The 26,528-nt window shown below is 66.2% G+C and carries 22 protein-coding genes; 14 read left to right on the top strand and 8 right to left on the bottom strand.

All coding sequences use genetic code 11. The features are described 5' to 3' along the window. Position 1 precedes the first annotated feature (1 nt). From OVA31_RS12360 to helR, 10 genes are all read left to right on the top strand, one after another. Positions 2-859 carry an LLM class flavin-dependent oxidoreductase gene (locus OVA31_RS12360; protein ID WP_267626957.1) on the top strand — a complete coding sequence of 286 codons (858 nt, stop codon included), beginning with the start codon at positions 2-4 and terminating at the stop codon, positions 857-859. Positions 860-993: 134 nt separating this feature from the next. Beyond that, positions 994-1,248 (top strand): acyl carrier protein, encoded by a 255-nt coding sequence (locus OVA31_RS12355; protein WP_267626956.1) that lies wholly within the window; start codon positions 994-996, stop codon positions 1,246-1,248. A 120-nt stretch (positions 1,249-1,368) separates the two neighbouring features. Next, positions 1,369-3,831: a GcvT family protein gene (locus OVA31_RS12350; protein WP_267626955.1), complete on the top strand. Its 2,463-nt coding sequence runs from the start codon at positions 1,369-1,371 to the stop codon at positions 3,829-3,831. Between the two features lie 2 nt (positions 3,832-3,833). Then, positions 3,834-4,976: an N-methyl-L-tryptophan oxidase gene (gene solA, locus OVA31_RS12345; protein ID WP_267626954.1), complete on the top strand. Its 1,143-nt coding sequence runs from the start codon at positions 3,834-3,836 to the stop codon at positions 4,974-4,976. Beyond that, the gene (locus OVA31_RS12340) at positions 4,973-6,145 is read left to right on the top strand and encodes an aromatic ring-hydroxylating oxygenase subunit alpha (RefSeq protein ID WP_267626952.1); all 1,173 of its coding nucleotides are present in this window, start codon (positions 4,973-4,975) and stop codon (positions 6,143-6,145) included. Before solA ends, OVA31_RS12340 begins: the two co-directional genes overlap by 4 nt. Positions 6,146-6,213: 68 nt before the next feature. Then, positions 6,214-7,026, top strand: a complete 813-nt coding sequence (locus OVA31_RS12335; protein WP_267626951.1) for an IclR family transcriptional regulator — start codon at positions 6,214-6,216, stop codon at positions 7,024-7,026. Positions 7,027-7,085: 59 nt separating this feature from the next. Further along, entirely contained in the window at positions 7,086-8,405 is a 1,320-nt protein-coding gene (locus tag OVA31_RS12330) for a competence/damage-inducible protein A (RefSeq protein ID WP_267626950.1), read from the top strand. A 9-nt stretch (positions 8,406-8,414) separates the two neighbouring features. Then, positions 8,415-9,071, top strand: a complete 657-nt coding sequence (locus tag OVA31_RS12325; RefSeq protein WP_267626949.1) for a TetR/AcrR family transcriptional regulator — start codon at positions 8,415-8,417, stop codon at positions 9,069-9,071. Between the two features lie 371 nt (positions 9,072-9,442). Beyond that, positions 9,443-11,026 (top strand): GMC oxidoreductase, encoded by a 1,584-nt coding sequence (locus tag OVA31_RS12320; RefSeq protein WP_267626947.1) that lies wholly within the window; start codon positions 9,443-9,445, stop codon positions 11,024-11,026. A gap of 253 nt (positions 11,027-11,279) precedes the next feature. Further along, positions 11,280-13,433, top strand: a complete 2,154-nt coding sequence (gene helR, locus OVA31_RS12315) for an RNA polymerase recycling motor ATPase HelR (RefSeq protein WP_267626946.1) — start codon at positions 11,280-11,282, stop codon at positions 13,431-13,433. A 43-nt stretch (positions 13,434-13,476) separates the two neighbouring features. Here the strand turns inward: helR and OVA31_RS12310 are convergent, their stop codons facing one another. The 6 genes from OVA31_RS12310 to OVA31_RS12285 form a co-directional block, all read right to left on the bottom strand. Beyond that, the gene (locus OVA31_RS12310; RefSeq protein ID WP_267626945.1) at positions 13,477-15,219 is read right to left on the bottom strand and encodes an HNH endonuclease signature motif containing protein; all 1,743 of its coding nucleotides are present in this window, start codon (positions 15,217-15,219) and stop codon (positions 13,477-13,479) included. 116 nt (positions 15,220-15,335) lie between these two features. After that, positions 15,336-16,508 carry an alpha/beta hydrolase family protein gene (locus tag OVA31_RS12305; protein WP_267626944.1) on the bottom strand — a complete coding sequence of 391 codons (1,173 nt, stop codon included), beginning with the start codon at positions 16,506-16,508 and terminating at the stop codon, positions 15,336-15,338. Positions 16,509-16,603: 95 nt separating this feature from the next. Next, complete coding sequence (locus OVA31_RS12300) at positions 16,604-17,602, bottom strand: cyclase family protein (protein WP_267626942.1); 999 nt, start codon at positions 17,600-17,602, stop codon at positions 16,604-16,606. Further along, positions 17,592-18,614 carry a fumarylacetoacetate hydrolase family protein gene (locus OVA31_RS12295; protein WP_267626940.1) on the bottom strand — a complete coding sequence of 341 codons (1,023 nt, stop codon included), beginning with the start codon at positions 18,612-18,614 and terminating at the stop codon, positions 17,592-17,594. Before OVA31_RS12295 ends, OVA31_RS12300 begins: the two co-directional genes overlap by 11 nt. A 40-nt stretch (positions 18,615-18,654) precedes the next feature. Then, positions 18,655-19,632, bottom strand: a complete 978-nt coding sequence (locus OVA31_RS12290) for a VOC family protein (RefSeq protein WP_267626939.1) — start codon at positions 19,630-19,632, stop codon at positions 18,655-18,657. A gap of 33 nt (positions 19,633-19,665) precedes the next feature. Further along, positions 19,666-20,787 (bottom strand): FAD-dependent monooxygenase, encoded by a 1,122-nt coding sequence (locus tag OVA31_RS12285; protein WP_267626938.1) that lies wholly within the window; start codon positions 20,785-20,787, stop codon positions 19,666-19,668. A gap of 88 nt (positions 20,788-20,875) precedes the next feature. On the opposite strand from OVA31_RS12285, the gene OVA31_RS12280 reads away from it, so the two are divergent. The 3 genes from OVA31_RS12280 (at position 20,876) to OVA31_RS12270 (ending at position 23,434) form a co-directional block, all read left to right on the top strand. Further along, complete coding sequence (locus tag OVA31_RS12280) at positions 20,876-21,811, top strand: LysR family transcriptional regulator (protein WP_267626937.1); 936 nt, start codon at positions 20,876-20,878, stop codon at positions 21,809-21,811. 103 nt (positions 21,812-21,914) lie between these two features. Next, on the top strand, positions 21,915-22,652 hold the full coding sequence (locus tag OVA31_RS12275; protein ID WP_267626936.1) for an SDR family NAD(P)-dependent oxidoreductase: 738 nt from the start codon (positions 21,915-21,917) through the stop codon (positions 22,650-22,652). After that, entirely contained in the window at positions 22,649-23,434 is a 786-nt protein-coding gene (locus tag OVA31_RS12270; protein WP_267626935.1) for an SDR family NAD(P)-dependent oxidoreductase, read from the top strand. Before OVA31_RS12275 ends, OVA31_RS12270 begins: the two co-directional genes overlap by 4 nt. Positions 23,435-23,537: 103 nt before the next feature. Here OVA31_RS12270 and OVA31_RS12265 read toward each other — a convergent pair whose 3' ends face one another. After that, complete coding sequence (locus OVA31_RS12265) at positions 23,538-24,164, bottom strand: transglycosylase SLT domain-containing protein (protein WP_267626934.1); 627 nt, start codon at positions 24,162-24,164, stop codon at positions 23,538-23,540. A 542-nt stretch (positions 24,165-24,706) separates the two neighbouring features. Continuing rightward, a complete protein-coding gene (locus OVA31_RS12260; RefSeq protein WP_324290087.1) occupies positions 24,707-25,459 on the bottom strand; it encodes an IclR family transcriptional regulator in 753 nt (250 codons plus the stop codon). 189 nt (positions 25,460-25,648) lie between these two features. Here OVA31_RS12260 and OVA31_RS12255 point away from each other — a divergent pair, with 189 nt between their 5' ends. After that, positions 25,649-26,524 carry an isocitrate lyase/PEP mutase family protein gene (locus OVA31_RS12255; RefSeq protein WP_267631498.1) on the top strand — a complete coding sequence of 292 codons (876 nt, stop codon included), beginning with the start codon at positions 25,649-25,651 and terminating at the stop codon, positions 26,522-26,524. The last annotated feature ends 4 nt before the right edge of the window (positions 26,525-26,528 follow it).

The following is a 26,528-nucleotide window of genomic DNA, read 5'->3' as shown; positions in this document are numbered from 1 at the left end:
CATGCGATTCGGCATCTGCATCCTGCCCGAGGAGCCCTGGCGCCACACGCGTCCCCGGTGGCAACGCGCCGAGGAGATGGGTTTCGACCATGCATGGACCTACGACCACCTCGTGTGGGGTGGCCTGCCCGATTCGCAATGGTTCTCCTGCATCCCGACCCTGACCGCCGCTGCGGGAGTCACGTCGCGCATCGGCCTCGGCGCCTTTGTGATCTCCCCGAACTTTCGGCATCCGGCGTCGCTGGCGCGTGAGGTGCAGACCGTCGCCGACATCTCCGACGGACGGCTGTTGGTCGGGCTCGGTGCGGGCGGAGCACCGGACGACACGATCCTCGGGCAACCCGACGTCACGGTTCGCGAGCGCGTCGACCGGCTGCAGGAGTTCACCCTCCTCCTCGACCGCATGCTGACCGACGATCATGTGAGCGACCACGGTGAGTACTACTCGGTCCGGGACATGCGACTCGTCGGCGGGTCCGTCCGTGATCGCATCCCGCTGATCCTGGCCGGTAACGGTCCCCGCTCGGTCCGGTTCGCAGCACGTCACGGAGACGGATGGGTGACAACCGGCGCAGGCGCCGACAACCTCGACGACTGGTTCGGCGGTGTGGCGCGTCATTGCCGGATATTCGAGGAGACCGTGGCCGACCGGTCCGACGGCAAGGCCGTCGACCGGTACCTCAGCGTGGACTCATCTCCCCGGAACTCGCTGGAGAGCGTCGGACTGTTCGACGAAATCGTCGGCCGGGCAGGAGAACTCGGATTCACCGACGTGATCGTGCACTGGCCGCGGGACACCGACCCGTACCGCGCACGCCTGGAGGTGCTCGAGCTGATCGCCCAGCGAGGCCTCGCCTGATCTGTCGTGCGCACGGCCGGACAACCGGCATCGGCAAGGCACTGTCGACCCGGTTGTGACGTGCCACACAGATCGAGTATCGTCGGCAGTAAGTCAAGTGACTCACCATTCCGACGTGCTCAGGGGAGGGCAGCATGGAAGCGGAACTCACGACGAATGAACTCGTCCCGATCCTGGTACGACAAGCGGTCGCCGACGTGCTGGGGGTACCGCCGACCGCACTCGACCCCGCCACGCAGCTGTCCGAGTACGGCCTCGACTCGATCTCGTCCGTCGATCTGACCGTCCAGCTCGAGGAGGTCTTCGACATCCGGATTCCGCATCGGGACACCCGGATGCTCGCCACCGTCGACGACATCACCGACTACATCCAGCGGATCGGTTTCTGACTGCCGCCCATTCACCGCGCCTGCTCACGTCCGCGTGTCAGCGGTTGACAGCGCACCTCACACGGCTCATTCTGTTGCGTAACACGCAGTAGTTGCTCAACACGCAACAGGAGCCGTCGCATGGCCCATCCCCGCATCCTCGTCATCGGCGCCGGCATCGTCGGCACCTCACTCGCCGACGAGCTCACCGCCCGCGGTTGCACCGATGTCACCGTGCTCGATCGCGGACCGCTCTTCGCGACCGGCGGCTCGACGTCCCACGCACCCGGACTCGTCTTCCAGACCAATCCGTCCAAGACGATGACCGAGTTCGCGCGGTACACCGTCGAGAAGTTCGTCGGACTCGGTGCTTTCGACCAGCTCGGAGGCCTCGAGGTGGCGGCCACCCAGGAGCGATGGACGGATCTGCACCGCAAGGCGGGGTGGGCGAGATCCTGGGGAGTCCCGGGCACCCTCCTCGATCCCGGGCAGTGCGCCGAGCTCTACCCGCTGCTCGACGCCGATCGGATTCACGGCGGCTTCCACACGCCGACCGACGGTCTTGCCCGAGCGCTCAGCGCGGCAACGGCGCAGGCCCAGCGCGCGAAGACCCGCGGCGCACGATTCATCGGACATCAGGAGGTCGCCGACGTCCTCGCGCGTGCGGGCCGGGTGGTCGGCGTGCGGACCACCGCAGGCGAGCAATTCGACGCCGACATCGTGATCTGCGCCGCCGGATTCTGGGGAGCCCGCCTCGGCCGCCAGGTGGGACTGACCGTCCCTCTGGTTCCGATGGCGCACCAGTACGCCAAGACCGGTCAGGTCAGCGAACTGCGCCGACCGGGTGCGGGCTGCGCGGATCAGGGCAGCGAGGCCCACATGCCGATCCTGCGCCACCAGGACCACGACCTCTACTACCGCGAACACGGTGACCGGCTCGGTATCGGCTACTACGGTCATCGTCCGATGCCGGTGGAGATGGACACGTTGCTGACCGACACCGCCGGTGAGGCCATGCCGTCCATGCTGCCGTTCACCGACGCCGACTTCGACGAGGCGTGGACGCAGAGCGTCGCCCTATTGCCGACGCTGGGCGACACCAAGGTCGACGAGGGTTTCAACGGCATCTTCTCCTTCACCCCCGACGGCTTCTCGATCATGGGTGAGCATCGCGAGCTCTCGGGATTCTGGGTCGCAGAGGCGGTGTGGGTGACCCACTCGGCCGGGGTGGCGCGCGCCCTGGCCGAATGGATCGTCGACGGTGCACCGAAAACCGATGTGCACGAATGCGACCTCTACCGGTTCGACAACGCGGCAACGAGTCCGGAGTTCATCCTGTCGACGAGCTCGCAGGCGTTCGCAGAGGTCTACGACATCGTCCATCCACACCAATACCGCAGTGAGCCACGTGATCTGCGGGTGAGTCCGTTCTTTGCGCGGCAGCAGGAGCTGGGCGCGTTCTTCTACGAGGGTGCGTGCTGGGAACGGCCGGCCTGGTACGAGGCCAATTCCGGTCTGGTTGCCGAGCTCGCCGCAGATGGTGTCCCATTTGCGGAGCGGGACAGCTGGTCCGGCCGGTTCTGGTCACCGATCTCCATCGCCGAGGCGCGCTGGACACGCGAACATGCGGCGCTCTACGACATGACTCCCCTGCCCCGGTATCAGATCGCCGGGCCCGGCGCCTGCGAATTCCTGCAGTACATGACCACCAACAACGTCGACAAGTCCGTCGGATCGGTCACGTACACGCTGATGCTCGACGAGAACGGCGGCATACGAAGCGATCTCACCGTCACCCGCCTGTCCGACGACCTCTTCCAGGTGGGCGCCAACGGACCGCTCGATCTCGTTTGGCTGTCCCGACATCAGGCCGTCGGCAAGGCCCGCGCCGACGTCACCATCCGCGACGTCACGGACCGAACCTGCGGTGTCGGGCTCTGGGGACCACGCGCCCGCGACATCGTGGCGCCCCTGTGCGCAGAGGACATCTCGCACGAGGCCTTCGGGTACTTCCGGGCCCACCAGACCTCCATCGGTTCGATCCCGGTCATCATGCTGCGAGTGTCTTACGTCGGCGAATCCGGTTGGGAGATCTACACGGATGCCGAGCACGGTGCCGCCCTGTGGGATCTGCTGTTCGATGCGGGGCGCCCGTATCGCGCGATCGCGGCGGGCCGGATCGCGTTCAACAGCCTGCGGATGGAGAAGGGCTACCGCGCGTGGGGCACCGACATGACCACCGAGCACAGCCCCGCCGCGGCCGGCGTCGGGTTTGCCGTCAACGCCACCAACGGCGACTTCCTCGGCAGGTCTGCACTCGAGGCACGAGAGGAGCCCGCACTCCGACTGCAGAGCATCGTGTTCGACGACCCGACCGCGGTGGTGTTGGGCAAGGAGCCGGTCAGCACCGACGGCCACGTCGCCGGGTATGTGACCAGCGCAGGCTACTCCGCCACTATCGGCCGGAGCATCGCGTACGCCTGGCTCCCGGCGACGACGCCAATCGGGACACCGGTCGAGGTCGACTACCTCGAACACACCTACACCGCAACCGTTCACACGGAACCGGTGGTCGATCCCGCCATGAACCTGATCCGGAGATGACCATGAACGACGACAGCTACGACATGATCGTGGTCGGTCTCGGCGGAATGGGCAGCGCCGCGGCCTATCACCTCGCCCGACGCGGCCACCGGGTCCTCGGTCTGGAGAAGTACACGCCCGCGCACGACCGCGGATCCAGTCACGGCGGCTCGCGGATCATCCGGCAGTCGTACTTCGAGGATCCCGCGTACGTGCCCTTGCTGCTGCGGTCCTATGAGTTGTGGCAGGAGCTGGCCGACGTCAGCGGCCGCGAGGTCTATCGCAAGACCGGCGGGTTGTTCGTGGGTCCGCCGGAGTCGCTGACCGTGGCCGGTAGCCGTCGTGCCGCGATGGAATGGGATCTGCCGCACGAGATGCTCGATGCCGACGAGATCCACCGACGCTTCCCCACCTTCACCCCGACGTCGGGAGACGTTGCCCTGTATGAGGCCAACGCCGGCTTCGCGCGTCCGGAGATGACCGTCGCGGCCCACCTCGACCTCGCTGCTCGCGCCGGCGCGGATCTGCATTTCGGCGAGCAGGTGCTCGAGTGGGGCGACGAGTCGTCGGGGGTCACCGTCACGACGACGAGCGCCACCTACCGTGGCGATCAACTCGTCATCTGCCCGGGAGCGTGGGCACCGGAATTGCTCACCGATCTGGGCATCCCCATCACCGTCGAGCGGCAGGTTCTCTACTGGCTGGAGCCGTCGGGCGGTACCGCCCCGTTCGAGGGTCAGCCGATCTTCATCGGCGAGAACGCCGACGGTAGACAGATCTACGGCTTCCCGGCCATCGACGGTCCGGCCGGTGGCGTGAAAGTCGCGTTCTTCCGCAAAGGACAGGAGTGCACTCCCGACACGATCGACCGCGTCGTCCACCCCGACGAGATCGACACGATGCGACAACGGGTGACCGAATTGCTCCCCGCCCTGTCCGGACCGGCGGTACACACCGCCACCTGCATGTACTCCAACACCCCCGACGAACACTTCGTCATCGCCCGGCCCCCGGAACTGGCCAATGTGACCGTCGCATGCGGTTTCTCGGGGCATGGATTCAAATTCGTGCCCGTGGTGGGTGAGGTCCTGGCGGACCTGGCCACTTCCGGCACCACCGCACATCCCATCGGCTTGTTCGACCCCCGACGACTGGTGACCTCATGACGACCTTCGACGGATCACCGCCTCTCGACGCCACACCGGCCGGATCGCTCATGCCGACCCTCGGTGGCGAATACTATTGCGACACCGAAATATTCCGTGGCGAGCAGGAGAACATCCTCGAGGCGATGTGGATATGTGCGGCGCGCAGCGCCGACCTCACCAAGCCGGGGGCGTTCCGGAAGGTCCAGGTGGGCCGGGAGAGCGTCCTGGTGGTCCGCGGACGTGACGGGGAACTGCGGGCCTTCCTCAACATCTGCCGCCACCGCGGAGCGACGCTGTGCACCGAAGAGGCCGGGGTCGCGCCCCGTGGTCTTCGGTGCCCGTACCACGCATGGACCTACCGACTCGACGGAAAGCTCTTCGCCGCACCCAATCTCGGCGCCCTCACCGACGACGGCGGCGACGCCATCGACCGCAGGCGGTACGGACTCGTCGAGGTGGCCGTACGCCAATGGCTCGGCTACGCGTGGGTCTGTCTCGCCGACGACCCACCGTCGTTCGAGAGCGACGTGATCGATGTCGTCACGGCGCGACTCGGCGATCGCGAGGCCATCGAGCGCTACCACATCGACGAACTCACCGTAGGCCGCCGCGTCGTCTACGACGTCGCCGCCAACTGGAAACTCATCGTCGAGAACTTCATGGAGTGCTACCACTGCGCCACCATCCATCCCGAGCTGACGGAGGTCCTCCCCGAATTCGCCGGTGGGTTCGCCGCGCAGTACTTCGTCGGCCACGGCGCAGAATTCGCCGACGGCGTCCAGGGATTCACCGTGGACGGGAGCGCCGGACTCACCCCCATCCCCGGGATCACCCCCGAGCAGGATCGGCGGTACTACGCGATCACGATCCGGCCGACCGTCTTCATCAACCTGGTCCCCGATCATGTGATCGTCCACCGGATGTATCCGATGGCGCCCGACCGGACCGTCGTCGAGTGCGACTGGTTGTACATGCCCGACGTCGTCGAGCACGGCCGCGACGTCGAACGGTCGGTTGAGCTGTTCCACCGGGTCAACGTGCAGGACTTCGACGCGTGTGAACGGACCCAGCCCGCGATGGCCTCGCGTGCGTATCGACGTGGTGGCGTACTGGTGCCCTCCGAACATCACATCGCCGAGTTCCACGCCTGGACCGTACGGAGACTCGCCCGGGCCGAGGGAAGATGACTGGTCAGCGATCGGACCACGACGATCTGACCAGGCCCGCCGGCCAGCCGACTATGCTTGGCCGCGTCATGCCCGAACGCGCTCACCGGACCCGCACACGGGACAAGTCCGTCGCCGGAGACAAGTCCGTCGCAGCAGTGCAATCGGTCGACCGCGCCCTCACCGTCCTCGAGATCATCGGAAAAGCGGGGACCGCAGGGGTGACCGAGATCGCCGAGGAACTGGGCGTCCACAAGTCCACGGTCTCGCGGCTGATAGCGGTGCTCGAATCCCGCGGGTTCGTCGAGCAACTCTCGGACCGTGGCAAGTACCAGTTGGGTTTCTCGATTGTTCGGCTGGCCGGGGCCACCAGCGCGCGCCTGGATCTCGCGAAGGTCAGTCAGGACGTATGCGACAAAGTGGCAGCGCACAGCGGCGAGACCACCAACCTGGCGATCTTGGACGGCGCGCGGATCATCAACATCGTCGAGGCCATCGGTCCGGCGGAGATCGCCCTGCACACGTGGGTGGGTCAGAGCTGCCCGGCCCACGCCACGTCGAGCGGCAAGGCGTTGTTGTCGGGCTTGTCGCCCTCGGCCGTCCGGGATGCGCTCGGCGAGCAACTCGAGGTGTTCACCCCGAGCACGATCACCGGGTTCGAAGAGTTGGACGCCGAGCTGAGTCGCGCACGTGACTGCGGATGGGCCAGCGTCCGCGAGGAATTGGAGATCGGCCTCAACGCGGTGGCGTCTCCGGTCCGCGATGGTGACGGCGATGTCGTTGCTGCGCTGAGCGTCTCCGGCCCCGCCTATCGCCTCGATCCTGCCACGTTCGAGGAGGTCGGTGACCTGACATCGGCTGCCGCCGCGGAGATCAGCCGGCGGCTGGGATACGGCGGCTGAGCGTCTGATCCGCGGTGGTGTGACCGCCCGCAGGCGATCGTCACAGTAGGCTCGGTCACGTGAGTGTTCGCGCAGGAATACTGGTGACGGGAACCGAGGTCCTGACGGGCCGGGTGACAGATCTGAACGGCCCGTGGGTGTCGACCCGGTTGCTGGCGCTGGGTGTCGACGTCGCACACATCACGGTCTGCGGTGATCGCCCCGACGACCTGGTGGCGCAGTTGCGTTTCCTCGCGGATCAGCATCTCGATCTCATCGTCACCACCGGCGGTCTCGGACCGACCGCCGACGATCTCACCGTTGCGACGGTCGCCGGGTTCTGCGGACTCGAGTTGTCCCTCGACACCGAACTCGAGGCCCACATCGCCGACATCATCCGTCGCTGGCAGCGTCGCCCCGCCGGTGAGGCAGAGTCCGGACCGACCCGTGCCGGGATTCGCAAGCAGGCCCTGGTACCCGAAGGCGCACAATCGATCCCGCCGACCGGAACCGCCCCCGGGGTCGCGATCGCCGGAAGTACGGCGCGGCCGGCGATCCTGGTCCTTCCGGGTCCGCCGCGCGAGCTGCAGGCCATGTGGCCCGATGCGTTGCAGACGGCGGCGGTGACCGCGGCGCTGTCCGCACGGACCGAGATGCGACAGGAGACGATCCGCGCATACGGACTGTCCGAAGCCGAGCTCGCCGAGTCGCTGCGGACCGCCAACCATCAGATCTCCGGGTTCGACGGACTCGAGATCACCACGTGCCTCCGGCACGGCGAGCTCGAGATGGTCACCCGGTTCGCGGCCGAGCACGCGTCCGCCTACGCGGAGCTCGCGGAGCTGATCATGGCCGGCCACTCGCGACAGATCTTCTCGACCGACGGCGCGACGATCGACGACCACGTGGCGGCCGCACTCGCCGGCCGCCGGATCGCGACCGCGGAATCCTGCACCGGGGGCATGGTCGCAGCACGCCTGACCGATCGGTCCGGGTCGTCGGCGTATGTGGTCGGTGGCGTCGTGTCGTACGCGAATGAGGCAAAGACCGGTCTCCTCGACGTCCCGGCCGCGCTGATCGCCGAGCACGGTGCCGTGAGCGAACAGGTCGCCTCGGCGATGGCCGAGGGTGCGCTGCGTCGCCTCGACGCCGACACGGCGGTGTCGACGACCGGTGTTGCCGGCCCGGGCGGCGGGACCGAATTCAAGCCGGTTGGCATGGTCTGTTTCGGTGTCGCGTTCGCCGGACGGCCCACCGTGACCGTCACCAGACGGTTCCCGGGCGATCGTGCGGCGGTCCGTGCACTCGCCACCACCGCCGCGATGCACCTGATCGCGGACGGCGTGGCCGGGACCACGGCTGGCGAACGGCCCGCGGCCGACAGCGCCCCCAGAACATGAGGCATCATCATGTTCGTGGTGGCATCGCGTAGTGACCAGACGGCACGGACCCGGGAGCGGTTACTCGAGACCGCCGAGCGGTTGTTCGCGCTGCACGGGATCGCGTCCGTGTCGAGTCGACAGATCAGCAAGGCCGCCGGGCAGGGCAACAACTACGCGGTCGGGCATCACTTCGGTGACAAGACAGGCCTGATCCGAGCCATCCTCGAGACGCACAACGCCCGGATCGACGTGATCCGGGGCGAGCGTCTCGGCGACCTCGCCGAGGCCACCGACGTTCGCGACTGGATCGAATGCCTGATCCGCCCCGAGATCGAACACCTGGTCAGCCTGGGCGCCACGTCGTACTACGCACGGTTCTGCGCGCACATGGCGGCCGATCCGCAGACCGGATACCTGCTGTACGAGTCCGTCGCGGTGTCACACCCGCTCACCGAGGTGATGACCGGGTTCTATCGGGTCCTTCCGACGATTCCCAAACGCGTCATGGATGCACGGGTGAGCATGTCCCAGAACATGATCATCCATTCGTTGGCCGACATCGAGAGATCGATCGAGGAGTCGCCGACAGAAGCATCGACGATCGCCGACAGGTGGTCTGATCACTGCGATCTCCTGATCGATGCCGCCGTCGGCCTCTGGCTCGCTCCGACGAAGAATCCCTGACGACTCACTCGCCGGGCTCGTTCGGGTTGTGAACCGGGTCACAGTATCGCCGCAAAGGCTTTTTTATCTCAGTCACATGACTGATCATGTTTCAGGTTGATCGTCGCAGATTGCCGGTCGCGGAGGGGGAGGACATCGTCGCGCCGGGCGAGATCAACAGACGATCGGCCGAGACGAATCCGCGTGGGGGGGCACAAGCGGTCCTGATGCCGAACGCGGTTCGTGGATGGCCGGGATCGCCACGGGGGAACGTCGAACGGTCCTTGGCACAGCTCAGGCGTAGACCCGCAGGCCGCCATCCCTCGGTGGAACGGCCCCTTCACTCTGCCCGCATGACGTCACACCCTGGCGCGATTCAAGGAGTTTCACCGATGACTGTGACCCGACGTTCGTTTCTCACCGGAGCAGCCGTGGCCGGAGCCGCGAGCCTTCTCCCCGCCACGGCCACAGCTGCGCCAGGAGCCGGCCGAGGTGTTCGGCTGACCCGGGAGAATCATCGCGCGATCGTGGTGGGGTCCGGTTTCGGTGGCGGGGTCACCGCCCTGCGACTCACCGCGGCGGGTGTTCCGGTCCTGATGCTCGAACGCGGAAAGCGATGGCCAACAGGCCCCAACTCGAACACTTTTCCGCTGGCGACTGCGCCGGACAAGCGTTTCCTGTGGCACAAGTCGACCGGCCAGATCCTCGGCACGAAGTTCGAATTCGAACCCTATCTGGGTCTCGTCGATGCGGTCGTCGGAGACAACATGACGGCCCTGGCCCCCGCAGGTCTCGGCGGCGGATCGCTGGTCTACCAGGGGATGACCCTGCAACCCGCCGAGCACGTGTTCAACGAGCACCTGCCCGAACAACTCGACTGGCAGACCTTGAACCGGGTGTATTACCCACGGGTGGCCCGGATGCTGCAGATCGAGACCGCGCCCGATGCCCTGATCCGTAGCAAGAACTATCTCGCCGCACGTGTGTTCGCCCGGAACGCCCGCCGCGCGGGACTTCCCGTTTCCAAGATCCCGATGCCGATCGACTGGGACTACGCACTCGCGGAACTCCACGGGAAGATGAAGCCGTCCTACACCAACGGCGCCGGCGCCATGGGTGTGAACAACGGCGGCAAGCACAGCGTGGATGTCACCTACATCAAGGCGGCGGAGGCCACCGGGTTGCTGACGATCGCGACGATGCATGAGGTCACCGACGTGGCTCGTGCGGCGAACGGCCACTGGCAGGTGCACGTCGACCGCACGGATCTCACCGGCAAGGTCCTCGAACGGAAGATCCTCACCACCCCGACCCTGGTCATGGCCGCCGGCAGCGTGCACACCACCCGCCTGCTCGTGCGAGCCGCCGCGAACGGCGGTATCCCCGATCTGCCCGACGCCGTCGGACGCGGCTGGGGCACGAACGCGGACCGGATCTACGTGTGGAACAGCCCTACTGACGCCTTCGGTACCGAGCAGGGCGGGCCGGTGGTTTACGGCTCGCTGAACTGGAAGAACGCGAGCACAGCCCACACCGTCATCCAGGCATCCATCCCGCCGATGCCCGTCGACGCACACAGCACCATGATGGTCGGCTACGGAGTCAGCCGGGACCGCGGGCATTTCGCGTTCGACACGGGACGCGGCGATGCCTTCCTGAAGTGGCCGAAAAACGGTGATTCCAAAATCCACCTCAATAGCATCGAACCCACCGCCAAACGCATCGCCGGGTCGACCGGGCGACTCATCGACACCAACGCCGTGGTCAACAGCACGTGGCACAGCCTGGGTGGTGCGTGCATGGGATCGGTCTGCGATCTCGACGGCCGGGTGCACGGCCAGCGTGGCCTCTACGTGATCGACGGCGCGCTGCTTCCCGGTACCGCAGCCGCGTGCAATCCGTCGATGACCATCGCGGCGCTCGCCGAGCGTGCGCTCGACAACATCGTCGCAAAGGACGTCGGGACGACGATCTGATCGGGGGGATCGGGCGAACGGAGAAGGGCGGGAATCACACCTCCGCCCTTTTCAACTTATAGCGTGGCCCCGGGCTTGCCGCAAGGGCCGGGGTGGCGGGCACAATGGTTGCCTCCCCACCTGCCGGGGAGAAGGAATCCGCCGTAGCGGGAGAAGCCGTCATCGTCGACGGTGTCGAGATGCGCACGCACACAGGCAATCGCCATCCGACGCTCCCCACCGGCGGCCTCACCGACCTCCGGAGCCGCCACACATGCCGCCCAGCACCACCAGTGCGTTCGACCTGACCCGTCATCCTGCCAAAGACGACCCCACGCTCATCGCCGACGACGAGCGGCACTTCGCCGCGATGTCACGCAGCCTGGAGCAATCGATAACCGACCTGTCCGCACGCCTCGACGTCCTGCGTCAGGCACCTGGAGGTCACGGCCGCCAGGCGTTGGACCGCGACCTCGAGGTGCACGAACTCGGCAAACGGTTGCGGACACTGCGCCGTTACAGCCTGGACCTCTGCCTCGGCCGGGTGATCGTCGGTGGTGACGAGCCCCAGTACATCGGCCGGATCGGTCTGACCGACGCGACGGGCCGTCAACTGCTCATCGACTGGCGCACGCCCGCCGCGGCACCGTTCTTCGCCGCGACCCACGCCGACCCGATGGGTGTGGTGAGCCGCCGACGGTACCGGTGGGCCCGCGGCCGGATCTGCGATTACTGGGACGAGGTGTTCTCCGCCGAAGGTCTCGACGGTCACGTCGTCCTCGATGACGACTCGGCATTCATCGCAGGCCTCGGCGCCAGTCGGTCGCCACGGATGCGTGACGTACTCGGCACGATCGCCGCAGACCAGGACTCCATCATCCGCGCGAGTTCGCGTGGTGCGCTCGTCGTCGACGGCGGCCCGGGAACCGGAAAGACCGTCGTCGCGCTGCACCGGGCGGCCTACCTCCTGTACGCGGATCCGCGTTTCGCCGGCAACCGGGGAGGTGTGCTCGTCGTCGGACCCCACGAGCCCTACCTCGCCTATGTCGCGGATGTGCTCCCCGCCCTGGGCGAGGAGAGTGTGCAGACCTGCACGCTGCGTGATCTGTTGCCCGAAGGCAGGTCGGCGTCGGATGAGACGGACCGCGAGGTCGCCCGTCTCAAGGCGTCGGCGGACATGGTCGCGGCAATCGAACCCGCTGTCCGGTTCTACGAGGAGCCGCCCACCGATCCCCTTCTGGTCGAGACACCGTGGTCCGAGGTCTGGGTCACCACTGCCGACTGGGCGGAGGCATTCGGGGCCCCCGAGCCGGGCACTCCGCACAACGAGGGACGCGACGAGGTGTGGGAGTCGCTGGTCTCGATCATCCTCGACAAGCACAGCGGCGGCGACGTGCCCAAGGCGCGACTGCGTAAGTCGTTGTCGCAGAACGATGAACTCGTCACGACCTTCAACCGATCCTGGCCGATGCTCGAAGCGGCCGATCTCGTCGGGGACCTGTGGTCGGTTCCCGCCTATCTGCGCATGTGCGCTCCCCACCTGTCCCCCGGCGAGGTCCGGAAACTGCAGCGCCGGATTCCGAACGCGTGGACGGTGTCGGATCTACCTCTCCTGGACGCGGCGCGCCTGCGTCTCGGCGATGCGACGGCCTCGGTCCGTCGACGGCGGCGTGAGTCGGTGCTGGCCGCCGAGCGGGAGCGAATGGATCAGGTGGTGACCGATCTTCTCGACGCCCATGCCCACGACGACGGCGAGGGGGTGATGCCGATGCTGCGCGGCGCGGATATGCGCAACAGCCTGGTGGATGAGACTGCCTCTCCGACAATGGATGCGGATGACCTCGCCGGGCCGTTCGCGCACATCATCGTCGACGAAGCCCAGGAGCTGACCGACGCGGAATGGCAGATGCTGCTGTCCCGCTGCCCTTCCCGAAGTCTCACCGTGGTCGGCGACCGCGCCCAGGCGCGGCACGGGTTCACCGAGAGCTGGCAGGAGCGGCTCGAACGGATCGGGGTCCGCGAGGTCACCATGGCGTCCCTGTCGGTGAACTACCGAACGCCGGAGGAGGTCATGGCTGTCGCCGAACCGGCCATCCGCGCGGAGCTCCCCGACGCGAATGTCCCCACGTCCATCCGTCGCAGCGGCATCCCCGTCGTCGAGGGTCCCACCGCCGACCGCGACGCGATTCTCGAGCGGTGGCTGGCCGCACACGACGAGGGAACCGTCTGTGTCATCGGCGATCCCACGTTCGCCGAGCGGCCACGAGTACGCTCACTCACACCCGAACATGCGAAGGGCCTCGAGTTCGACCTGGTTGTCATCGTCGATCCGGAGAGATTCGGGAGCGGCATCGAAGGGGCAGTCGATCGCTACGTCGCGATGACGCGGGCCACGCAGGAGTTGGTGATCCTGCGCAGCACGTCATGAATGATCGGACGCGCGACGCTGCCCACGTGAACCAGGTCGACAGCTACCGGGCCAGGTCGAGGTCGTCTGGTGTGAGGATTTCGACTGTGATGCCGTCGTGTACGAGTCGGGTGAAGCGCATGGGTCCGGCGTATCGGTAGTCGGGTGGGGCCACTTCTTTTGGGCGTGCGGGGGTGTCACCTGAGAGTCCGCTGTCGTCGAGGTGGTGTCGGAGGGTGTCGGCGATGTGGTTGCGTCGGTTGATGCGTGGTGGGTTGGGTGGTCCGGTGCCGTCGGTGTTGCGGGTCCAGGCGGGGCGGCCGGCGTCGGGTCCGTCGGCGACGATGTGGGTGGTGAATTGTCCGGGTTTGGGTCCGACCATGCGGTTGTGGGTGGGACACGCGGCGGCGAGGGCGTCGATGTCGGTGCGGCCGCCGTCGGCCCAGTCGCGTTCGGCGTGGTGGATGTCGGTGTGGCTGAACGGCATGTCGCAGTCGGGGTGGGTGCAGTGGGCGCCGTCGCGGGCGAAGAGTGCCAGGCGTTGGGCTTGGTTGGCGAATCGTTTCGCGGTGCCCAGGTGCAGGACTTCGCGGGTGTGGTCGGCGAATACGGCCAGGTGCAGGTCGGCGTGGGCGGCGAGTTCGACGATGTCGGCGATGGGCAGGGTGGCGCCGGTGGTGGTGTGGCCGAGGCCGGCCCGTTCGCGTAGTTCCTGTTCGGTGATCGCGATGATCAGGTGGGGTGGCAGTCCGCGGTGACTGTCGCCGAGTCCACCGCTTTTCAGGATGTAGTCGAGCAGGGCGCGCAACGCGTCGTGGTTGCGTTGTTCGGGGGTGCGGGCATCGCGGGCGGCGGCCTCGGCGAGGGTGTCGGGGTCGGCGTGTTCGCGTTGTCCGGTGGGTGATTGCGTGTCGTCGGGGTTGTTCATGCCGGGTGCGGCCCAGGCGGCGAGTACGACGTTGAACATGGCGCGGGTGGTCGGGTCCAGGGTGGCGGTCAGCCGGCTCATTTGTTGGGCGTCTTGTTTGCTCAGCAGCAGGCGGCGTTGGCGGGCGCGGTCACGCTGGTCGGTCACGGTGCCGTCGGGGTCGAGGTGGCCCAGGATGCGGGCGCCGAGGTCGGTGAGTGTTTTCGGGGAGAAGTCGCGGGCGAAGTAGGCCAGACTGGCTTCGGCCGCCTCCACCAGGCCGGGTGCCACCGCGGCCGGGATGCGTGCCATGGCGTTCACGATGGTGTGTACGTGGTCGGGTCCGATCGCGCCGTCGGCCAGCGCGGCGGCCGTCTGCGGGAAGCGCGGGGCGAGCAATTCGCCCTGCAGGTTGTACATCTGCGAGACCGCGGCCATTTGTTCTTTGCGGTGGCGTAGGTCGCCGATGCGCAGCCGTTCGGCCATGAAGTTGTGCAGTGAGCGGTAGCCGGCGGCGGTGTGGGCGTCGCGGTCGCAGACGTCCATGACCCGGCGGTGTCCGATCGAACTCATCCGCCGGGCGGCACGTTCGTGTTCGGCGGCCACCGCCACCAGATCGGCGGGCGAGGCGCTGGTGGTGTCGACGCCGGCGATGCGGTCGAGCAGGTGATGGAACTCGCGGTAGAGCTCCACCACATTCTCACCGGCGGGCAGATCACCGACCGACGCCGCGGCGGCCGTGGCCAACTCGGCCTGTCGCTCGAGCAGGTCGTCATGACTGCGCGGATGATGTTGCTGAAACATGCCCCGCGGCAACCACTGTCCGGCCACCGCCGCCACATCGACCTCACCACCGTCACCACCAGACGCATGGGCACGATCGGAGTCGGACTCGCTCATGTGGCGGACCCCCGATCCCGTTCGTTCGAACGCATGTTCGAACTCTAGCGGGATCCGAGGCGCCCGCGCAAGAGCTTCAGTCAGTCAATGTTCACGCGCTGCATGCCCACACCCGGTCACCGCTCCGCAGCGTCGAGTTCGGCAAACGTGTCCGCAACCCAATTCGCGACGAAGTCACTCACATGACCGAGATCATCGAGGCCGATGTGTTCGGCACCGCCCTCGTCCGCGGTGAAGATGCGCAATTCGCGCTTGGGGCTGTTGGTCGCCTGATCGAACGAGCGTCGCGCCAAGTCCACTGGGATCTGTCGATCGTTGGCGCCGTGTGCGATCAGGAAGGGAACGTCGATCTTCTCGACGACACCGTCGAGGTGGATGCCGTCGGCCATCTCGAGGAAGGCATCGAGGTCGGTTTCGCCCCAGACCCACATGACGTGATCCCAGTAGTGCGGCACCGGGCGCTCGCCCTCGCGCTCGACACGGCGGCGTTGCACCTGACCCCAGTTGTGGTTGGCACCCCAGGCGACACACAGCGCGAGCCGCTTCTCGAATGCGGCGGCACGTGGCGCGTAGTAGCCACCGAGCGACCAGCCGACGATACCGATCCGCGAGGCGTCGATGGTGGGGTCCTCCTCCAGGAAGTCGACGCACGCCGCTGCCCATTCCTCGGTGTTCACCTGAGAGGTGAGTCCCTGCTTGCGCAGTGCCTCACCCGATCCCGGGGTGTCGACCATCAGGGTCGCGATGCCGCGCGCGGCCAACTCCTGATTGTGCTCCGAGACGTACATGTGCTCCTTGGTGCTGTCCAGACCGTTCCACTGGATCATGACCGGGGTCGGCCGGCCGTCGGTGGTCGCGGGTTTGGTGAAGTACGCCGGGAGTGTGGTGTCGCGGAATGGGATTGCCACACGACGTGTCAGGGGGTCGTTCAGCTCGAAGGACAGTTCCATCAGGTCCAGGCACCGCTGATAGGTTGCTTCCCGTTCCGGGGTTCCGGCCTGCTGCATACGTTCCGCAGTGATCAGATAGTTGGCGGCGCGCACGTACGCCTGCCCGGCCGTGCGCGCGTGCCCTTTCTTCGCGTCGTCGTCGGCGGCGGACACCAACTGGTCGACCATCGCCGTCCACGAGTTCAGGAAGTCGACGGTGCCGACGTCCTCGTTACCCTTGGCGATGTCGAGGAGCGGGCGGCAGGCCCGGTCCACCTCGTCGATTCGTCCGCCGCTGTTGAGCGCGCCGACCACCGCGAAGTTCCATACGTAATTCTTGCCGGTGAAATATTCGAACATCGTCTACTCCTGAGTGAGGTGGTGAAAGATTTTGCTGTGGAGGTGGTCTCGATACGCTCGCTCGTACCTCGCGGGCTACTCGACCAACGGGGGGCTCACCTGATGGCCATCGGATTGATCGGCGACCCGACAGCGCCGGTGATCGGCAACGGTGGCGCCACGAGCATGAACTCGAAACGACCGTCCGCCCGGCATGCGGCGGCGAGTCCGTCGAGGTTCCACATCTCGCCGATGTAGAGCCCGATGTGAGGGATCACGACCTGATGCAATGGCTGGAAAGCGACGTCGAACTCGTTCGGGCGGACCTCGAATCCCCATGTATCGGTAGTGATCCCGGCGATTTCGTGGTCGCGCAGCCAATCCGCGGTGGTGAACGACAGACCTGGAGCAGGGCCTCCGGCGTATTCACCCCATCCGTCCCGTAGGGCGCGGGTGAGCTGTCCGGTGCGCACACAGACGAAGTCGGCGCGCCCGACGGCCGAATCCGATCCCTGCGCCTCGATCGTCCGGTCCAGGTGCTCGGGCAGGATCGCGAAGCCGTCGGGTAGTTCCCCGTCGTCGCCGATCTCCCGCCCGACATCGAGGAGTACTCCGCGGCCCACCATGCGCCCGGCCGCGGTCTCGATGCCGGTGACCCGATCGCCTTCGGAGGTCACCACCTGACCGGATCGCCTGCCGTTCCACGCCCGACCGTGATCGAAGATGTGGCCGAGCCCATCCCACTGCGTCGAGCACTGAAGCGGCATGGCGATCACGTCGTCGGCCCCACCGAGGCCGTGCGGGAATCCCTGAATCCCGGCCTCCGCCTCGATGCCCGTGTCGAGCATGGTGTGCACCGGATTGGTGCGTCGTCGCCACCCTTTCTGCGGACCGTCCATGTCGAACGGCAATGCAAGACTGAGGGTCTCCCCGGTCCGCACCAATCCAGCCGCCCGCAGGCGGTCGGCGGCGGTGATGTGGTTGAGGGTGCCGTGGACGTCGTCCTCACCCCAACGGCCCCAGTTGGAGCATCGTGCGGCCGCGGCCGCGATCGCGCCTTCAGGGTCGGTTCGATCCAGGGCCGTCGATGACGGCTGGGTGGTCTCAGCGGTCATGTGTCATGCCTCCTGTCGTGGTCAGCGACTGCCCGGCGTGCTCGGCCCGGCGACGTTGCTGATCTGTGGTGCGTGGTGCCGGCAGCGGCACGCCTGCCGGCCGTGGCGAGCCGATGGTGTTGCGCAGAGTTCCGATGCCCTCGACGGTCAGCTCGACGACGTCACCGCGGTGTAGTGGCGATGGGTCGAGAGTGCCACGGCGGCCCCATAGTTCGGCCAGGCAACCCCCGTTGCCGATGGTCCCGGAACCCAGCACATCACCGGGCCGGACCGCGCTGTCGCGCGAGGCGAAAGCCACCATCGCCGCAAACGACCAGCCCATGTTGGCGGTGACGTCGGAACCGATCTCCTCACCGTTGACGCGCGCGGTGCAGGCGAGGTCCAGAAACCCGTCGTCGTCGACGTGATCGGTGAACTCGTCGGCGGTCACGATGACCGGGCCGAGCGAGTTCGCGAAATCCTTGCCCTTGGCCGGACCGAGTCCGATCTCCATCTCGCGTCGCTGCAGATCGCGCGCCGACCAGTCGTTCAGGATGGTGTAGCCGAAGATATGATCGGCGGCCGCACCGACCGCGACATCGCTGCCCGCGGTACCGACGACCGCAGCCACCTCGAGCTCGAAGTCGAGTTGCTCGGAGCCACCCGGGGCCCTGACGACGGCGTTTGGACCGACCACCGCATACGGATTGGTGAAGTAGAAATGCGGTGCGTCACACCAGGCGTCAGGTACGCCGTCTGCCCCCTGCATGGACGCACGGACACCTTCGACGTGTTCGGCGAACGCGACGAAGTCCCGGATGCTGGGCGGTTGCAAGGGAGCCTCGAACGCGACATCCGAGTGGTCGATGCGGCGGCCACGTGCAACGGCGCGAGCACCTTCGGCCAACGCACCGTCGAGGCCCTGCCCGATCACGTCGATCATCTGCCTGCCCTGATCGAGGAGGTACACGGCGTCGTCGGTGACCACCGCGGCGCTCGCGTCCCCGTCGACGGTGACGGTCGCGAATCTCATGCTGTTGTCCTCTCTCTCACGTGGTTGTCGGGGTGTCGCGTCACACCGGCGGCGCCACGAACAGCCCCTTGTCCGGGTCGTTGAAGGACCGGCTCGCCACGAATTCGTTCATGGCATTCGCGGTGCCCCACTGGTCGGCGACCTCGGGCCGGGTGAAATCGAGCAGGTGGGGATGCCAGGTGTCCTCGTCGAGAACCTCGAGCTCGGTGGTGTACTCCATCGTGTTCCCATTGGGGTCCAGGAAATAGGAGAACGTGTTGTTGCCGGCCATGTGTCGTCCTGGGCCCCAGATCTTCTCGGTGCCGGATCGCAGCAGCCGTCCCGTACCTCGCATGTACTCGTCGATGCCGCGCAACTCGAAAGACGCGTGGTGCAGCGCGACGTGCGGTCCGCGCGCGATGGCGAGCGAATGATGCATGGCGTTGGTGCGCAGGAACCACATCATCCGACCCATCCGGGGGTGCATGAGTATGTCCGACACACGGAATCCGAAGTGGCGCTCGTAGAAGGCGACCGTCGACTCGGGATCCGGGGTGTTGATCACGACGTGCGACAGTTTCACCGGGATGGATTCCCCCGCTTCGATCTTGCGGTGCTCACGGACAGCCACATCCGCGGAGATCTCGATCGTCCTGCCGTCGACGTCGAAGAAGCGGAAACCGTAACCCCCGCCAGGTGTCTGCAGCGTGCCGGGTTCACCGATCAGGTCGACGCCGGAACGGCCAAGGCGTGCCGCGAGGTCGTCGACGGCCTGGTTGTCGACAGCACCGAAGGAGATGAGGTCGAGCCGCTTGTCAGCGGATCGGCGAACCCGTACCGCGTATTTCTCGGGCGACCCTTCAGCGGTCAGATAGGTGACGTCGCCGTCGGTGCCGACCTCGGAAAGGCCCCAGTTCTGGGTGTAGAACTCGACCTGCTTGTCGTGGTCGGGTACAGCGATGCCGATGTGACGCAGATGGGTGAACGCGTACCGAGCTGGTGCGTCAGGGTCGGTGTCGTGAATGGTGTCCGTGGTCATGATGATCTCCAGATCGTCGGTGACAGAGGTGAATCAGGCTGGGATGGTGAGAATCTCGCTGATTCGATGCATGAGGCCGGGGACGTCGCCCTGTTCGTGGTCGAGCATCCAGCGCCCGAGCTGGACCGACGAATCGACGACGGCCTTGGCGCGCTCGAGCCGGCGATCGGTGAACTCGTCCCACATGGCATCGTCGATGTCGTGGTGCTTCACGACCACGTCGGCCAGCACGGCCGCATCCTCCAATGCCTGTGCCGCACCTTGCGCCAAGGTGGGCGGGCAGCTGTGCGCGGCGTCGCCGATCAGCACGACCCGACCCCGATGCCACGGGCCGTCCACCACATGGGATTCGAAGCGGGTGTAGTTGATGCGGGAGGAGTCGGTCATCCCATCGCGGATGTCGTCCCAGGGGCCGTGATAGTCGGCGGCCAACGTCCGCATGGTCTCGAGGGCCTCGTCCGGTGTCAGCGCACTGCGGTCCTGGGCGTCTTCGACCAGATAGGCGTACAACGTGTCCCGCCCCGTCGGGCAGTATCCGGCGATGTAGCAGGTGCCCCCGTACGTCAGGTCGGTACGGGTCACCGAGTCCGGTCGCGGTGCGAAGACCCGCCAGATACCCATGCCGGTGCCCTGCGGTTCGATGTCGATCCCGATCTGGGACCTGGTCCGGGACCGGAGCCCATCGGCACCGACCACGAGGTCGTAACGGCCATTCGTCTGGTCCTCGAATGTCGCGGTCACGCCCGTGTCGTCGCGGTCGAGTTCCTGGACGCAGACACCGAACCGCGCCTTCACTCCGAGCGACGCAGCGTGCTCGAGCAGGATTCGTGCGAGCGTCGGACGATACATGCCCATGGTCGCCGGCAGGTCCTCACCGCCGGTGCGCGCATCGGGCAGTTCTGCGAGCAGGGTTCCGTCGGGCGCACGGAAACCGAGTGTGTCGAAGCAGTAGCCGTGCGAACTCGCCTCGTCCCAGACGCCCAGGTCACGAAGAACGCGCAAGGCATTGCCCTGCAGCGTGATCCCCGACCCCGAGGTCGGCACATCTGCTTTGACGTCGATGAGGTCGACGTCGATCCCGCGCTCGGCGAGCAGGATCGCGGTCGCGGCGCCGGCGACGCCGGCGCCGATGACGAGAACGTTCAGTGGTGACATCGCAGCAACTCCTGTTGGTGTGGTGCCAACCACACTGAGGCGGGGATCACTATTTGGGAATACTCAGTTGCCGATACGCTGTATAGCCATGAGTGATAGTGGTGCGCACGCAGGGACAACGAGGCAACTGCGCAACCTGGACCTGAACCTGCTGGTCGCACTGGAGACACTGCTCGATGAGCGCAATGTCTCGCGAGCCGCGGAACGCCTGGGCGTGAGCCAGCCGAGCGCGAGTGCCGCCCTGGGACGACTGCGCAGGCACTTCGACGATCCCCTGCTGAGGCGATCCGGAAATCGCTACGAGCTCACGCCTCTGGCAGCGCATCTGAGACCGCTTGTCGTGAGTGCGATCCAATCCGTGCAGCGCGTGTTCGACGCCGCCCCGACGTTCGATCCCGAGACCGCCGACCGCACCTTCACGCTGGTGGTCACCGACTACGGCGCACTGCGTGTGGGCGAACCACTCGCCCGATTGCTGCACGAACGCGCGCCCGGTGTGCAGTTGCGGCTCGAGCAGAACACGCCGTACGCGGTCGATCACGCCGATGACACACTCCGCGCTGTCGACGGCATCGTGATGCCACACGGATTCATCACCGGCATGCCTGCGATCGATTTCCCGACCGATGACTGGGTCTGCGTCTGTTCGGCGGACAATGCCGAGATCGGGGACGAGTTGACCCTCGACGACCTGAGGCGATCGCCGTGGGTGGTGACCTTTCACGGCCCGACCGCGTTCACTCCCGCGCTGCGCCAACTCCAGATCCTCGGCGTCGAACCGAGGATCGACGTCGTCGTCGAATCCTTTCTGGCCGTGCCTTTTCTGGTCACCGGCACCCGCCGAGTCGCCCTTCTGCAGAAGTCGCTCGCCGAACGCCTTCGACCGATCGACGGCGTGCGGGTGATGCCGTGCCCCGGCGATATCGCTCCGCTGAAGGAAGCGCTGTGGTGGCATCCGATTCACACCGCCGATCCGGCGCACGCATGGTTGCGGGGTGTGGTCGAGGAGATCGCCGCGCGCTGACACGTCGATCACCTATAGGCCGTCTCGATATCGCCTATCAGGTATCACTTCTTCCCGAGCATCGGCGGTTGCCGCGATCCTGAGTGCCGATCAGGAGGTCTCGATGACAGATCTGACAGGCCGAACCATCGTGGTGACGGGTGCCGGTGGCGGCATCGGCGCGGCGATCAGCCGGCGAATCGCCGACTCGGGCGCCCGAGTCGTCGGACTCGACTCTGCCCAGAGCGACGGTGTGCGTGCCTTCGACGTGACCGACCCCGGGCTATGGTCCGCCCTGGCAGGTGAACTGGCCGTTCAAGGGATTCATGGACTCGTCAACTGCGCGGGCATCACTCGCCGTGCGCGTTTGGACGCCGTGACGGTCGACGACATGAGCGCCGCCTATTCGGTGAACGTGATCGGTCCCATGCTCGCGATCCAGGCCCTCTCCCCGCTGATGCCGCCAGGCGCCTCGATCGTCAACATCGGCTCGATCGCCGCCCTCACCGCTCACTATCCGATCGCGTACACGACCAGCAAGTGGGCACTGCGGGGACTCACGCATACGTCCGCACTCGCCCTCGGCGAGAAGGGGATTCGAGTCAACATTGTGCATCCCGGCTTCATCGACACCGCGATGACCGCATCCGCCCCGACCGAGTTCCGTACATCGTCGATCGCCGAGACCGACCTCGGTCGGGCCGGTAGCCCCGACGAGGTCGCGGGAACAGTCGAGTATCTCCTGGGGGATGCCGCCGCGTACACCACCGGGGCCGAGATCACGGTGGACGGCGGCGCGACGTCGCACGGGGGCGTCAAGTCGATCTCCGATGCCCTCCTACGTTCCGCGGTGCGCCGATGACAACGGCGCGAGGACGTCTGGATGGCAAGGTCGCGGTGATCACCGGAACCGCGAGTGGGCAGGGCCGAGAGGCCGCGCGGCGCTTTGCCGCCGAAGGCGCGACCGTGTACGGCTGTGACATCGACCGTGTGCGGGGCGCGGAGACCGTCGACCTGGTCACCGCTGCAGGTGGGACGATGGTCGGTGCGCATCCGATCGACCTCACCGACGAGGACGCGGTCGCCCGCTGGATCACCGGTATCGGCGAGGTGACCGGGCGCATCGACATCCTTTATGCGAACGCCGGGTTCGCCACGTTCGCCCCGGTCGACCAGATCACCATCGAGGATTGGCATCTCGTGATGTCCCACGAGGTGGACTTGGTGTTCCTGCCGGTCAAGTACGCGTGGAAGTACTTGTCCGCCAGCAGATCCGGATCGATCATCCTCGTCGGTTCGACGGCCGGGGTGACCGGCTCGGTCACCAACTCCCGTCTCGCACACACCGCGTCGAAGGGCGCCGTGGTGGCGATGACGAAACAGATTGCGGCCGAGGGTGCGCCGACGGGAATCCGCGCCAATTGCATCAGCCCGGGCATGATCCGCACCGCTCAATCGGAGGCAACACTTCTCGACGACCGCCACCCGATGCACCAGATCGCCTCGGCCATCCCGCTCGGGCGGATCGGCACCCCCGCCGACGTAGTCGGCTATGCGGTCTTCCTCGCCTCAGACGAATCCGGTTACGTCACGGGAACGAATCTCATGATCGACGGCGGCTGGTCGGCGGTACTCCCGCACTGATCCCCGTCGTTGACGCCTTCCGAAACGACTCTGGCCGCACCCCCATGTTCCGAGAGGAACAGAAGGTGCGGCCAGTCAGTCGAGGCCTGTCGCGTGGCTCGGGTCAGTACGCCGAGTTGACGTTGTCCATCGATCCATAGGTCTGCGCTGCGTAATTGCAGGCGGCGACAATGTTCGCGACCGGGTCCCACACGTCGAACTTGGTGCCCTGCACGTGGTAGGTGGCGAAGGTCGGATCGATCACCTGCAGCAGGCCCTTGGACGGGATGCCTGCGGCGGCATTCGAGTCATACAGGTTGATGGCCTGCGGGTTACCGGTCGACTCGCGCATCACGTTCCGCATGATCCCGTCGTAGCTGGCTGGGATGTTGTTCTTGGCCAGGATGTCGAGGGACTGGCGGATCCAGCCGTCGAGGTTGTTCGCGTACACAGGCGTGGGCGCCGGGGCAGGGGCCGGGGCGGGCACCGGCTTGGGCGCCACCACAGGTGCCGGAGCAGGCGCAGGCTTGGGCTTGTTCGCCGTGCTGGTGTCGGCGACCGCTTCGATGTGCTTGTCTGACGCCGCTGCCGAGGCATGGTGCTGCTTCTCCGCCTGAGCGGGCTCTGCGTTGCTGATCGAGCCGACGGTGGCCACCGCGGTGACCGCGAGGGTGGCGGCGCCGACGGCGTGAGCGAAGCGCTTACGAGACATGCTGCGGGCATGCTTCAACGATGTGGAGATGACGAACATGAGATTGAATTCCTGATGCGTTGTGCGGCCGGTCTATCGGCCGACAGCGGACAACCTCCGACGCGCGAGGGCGCACCGGCGACGTGGATACCGCTGTGAATGGACTTGTTTGACTGCGGGACGATGTGTCCCGGACGCATGACGCAACCGACCCGTCTGGATTCAGGGTCTGGCCCGAGCTTCGCTCAGACGGCCACGGTGGCGGTCTTGGCCCCGATAGCCGACGCGAGACCTCGGGTTGCGCATGCGGGCTTGATCCGCATACCTACTCGACTTTCTCGTGCTGCACAGACTCGACGTCTGTTGTCGTGGCAGATAACAGATTGATATACAAACCTGAGAAAAGCCCAAATACGGACACCTGGAAGTCGCCTCATGCGCACCAGCCATCCGTGTCACCCAGTGCCAAAACCAGGTGTGCGCTGGTATTTCATCGTTTCAGACGCCAGTGAGCCGTCTCACAAAACTTGTCAAGAGAAGACGCTGTTTCGAGGCGAATTCGTTACTGAGCGCACGCTCCACGCCCTCGCGGAGCAGACTCGTCAGCCCTGCTGCGGCAGCGCCTGCATGACCCTGGTGACCCGCGCAGCGGCGTCGAGCACGCCGTCCACTCTTTCGTCGAGGGCCGCGCCTTGAAACGACTCGACCCGGCCGCCGATGCTGATCGATGCCACGATCGCTCCCGCGCGGCCGAAGATCGGCGCCGCCACGGCAGCGACACCGGCCAGATAGTCGGAATCGCTCACCGAGTACCCCGCCTCACGCACACTCTCGAGATGCGCCGTGAGCCCTTCCACATCCGTGAGGGTTCGGTCGGTGAAGGACGGGAGATCATCGCGAATCCATTGCGTGCGAATATCTTCCGAGTTGGCAAGCATGACGATCGGGCCGGCGGCGGCATGATATGGCATCACCGACCCGATGTTGATCCCGGCAACGATGAGCGGATTCTTGCCTTCGAGGCGGTCGATGCACACCGCCCCCTGCTCCGCGGGGACCATCAGATAAGCCGTATCCCCGAATGCTTCGGCCAACTGGACCATCAATGGCCTTGCCGCCGAACGTATGTCGAGCTTGATCAGGGCGGCAGAGCCGACCTCGAAAACCGGCATCGCAATCCGATATGCGCCCTCGCCGGTCCGATCGACCCAGCCTGCGTGGATCAATGTCGCCATGAGGCGGTGCACCGTCGTCTTGTTCATGCCACTGGCGGCAGTCAGCTCGTTCAGCGTCCACACCGGGCGGTCGGCACCGAAGTTCTCGAGCAGCGCGCAGGCTTTGAGGACAGCTCCCACGACTTCTCTGCCTGCGTGTGATTCGGGCTCGATTGGCGAGGCCACTGACGGTGCTCACTTCCGTTGGACGTGGATCGGTGTCGACATCATACGAACAGAGTCGGAACCGACAGGGTTGACATGTGACCCGTGCCACCTTACCGTCCATATCGAGATGCGAAACGCATTCCGCATTACGAAACGGAGACGATCACGTTGGACACTCCAACTCTCAAGGACCTCACCTCACGCGGCGTCGTCTACGCACCCGGAGTGTGGGACGGGCTGACCGCCCGTCTCGCCGACCAGGCAGGATTCAGCGCCCTCTGCGCATCGGGATTTGCCATCTCGGCCGCGCTGGGTCTGCCCGACGCTGAGCTCTATACGATGTCCGAGAACCTGCAGGCCGTCCGCACCATTCGAGAAGCGTCACAATTGCCGCTGGTCGCGGACATCGACACCGGGTACGGCAACGCCGTCAACGCGGCGCGGACCGCAGGCAAGTTCGTCGATGCGGGAGTACAGGGAATGTTCATGGAGGATCAGGTCTCCCCCAAGTCGTGCCCGATCTGCGTCGGCGACCCTGTCGATCTCATCAGCGTCGCCGAAGCGACCGGCAAGATCCGCGCAGTCCGCGACTCGGTCCCGGATGACGTCCTGCTCATCGCCCGCACAGATGCCCGCGGAGACGACGCCATTCGCCGGGCACAGGCCTATGTGGATGCGGGAGCGGACATGATCATGCCGGTCACCAAGACGTTCGAGACCATCGACGAGTGGGAACGCTGCCATGACGAGGTGGGCGTGCCACTGATGGCCACCCTCACCGCATCGACCTGGACCGAGCGTGACTTCACGCCCGAGGTGCTGGACCGCGTCGGTGTACGTCTGGCGCTGCTGCCGACCCAGGTGCTGATGGCAGCTGCCGGTGCCGCCAAAGAAGCACTCCGGCGCCTCGCCTCGGGCGAACCACCCGCCGAGGTGAGCAAGGACGCTCTCGCGCACCATGAGTTCGTCGATCTGATCGGTTTTCCCGAGGTGGAAGCCATGCAGCGCAAGTACCTTCCCAGCGAAGCGAGCCGGTGATCGC

The organism is Gordonia sp. SL306 (assembly GCF_026625785.1).
Taxonomy (GTDB): Bacteria; Actinomycetota; Actinomycetes; order Mycobacteriales; family Mycobacteriaceae; genus Gordonia.
The sequence above is the reverse complement of the archived record's forward strand: the minus strand, read 5'-3'. Positions and strand labels throughout refer to the sequence as shown.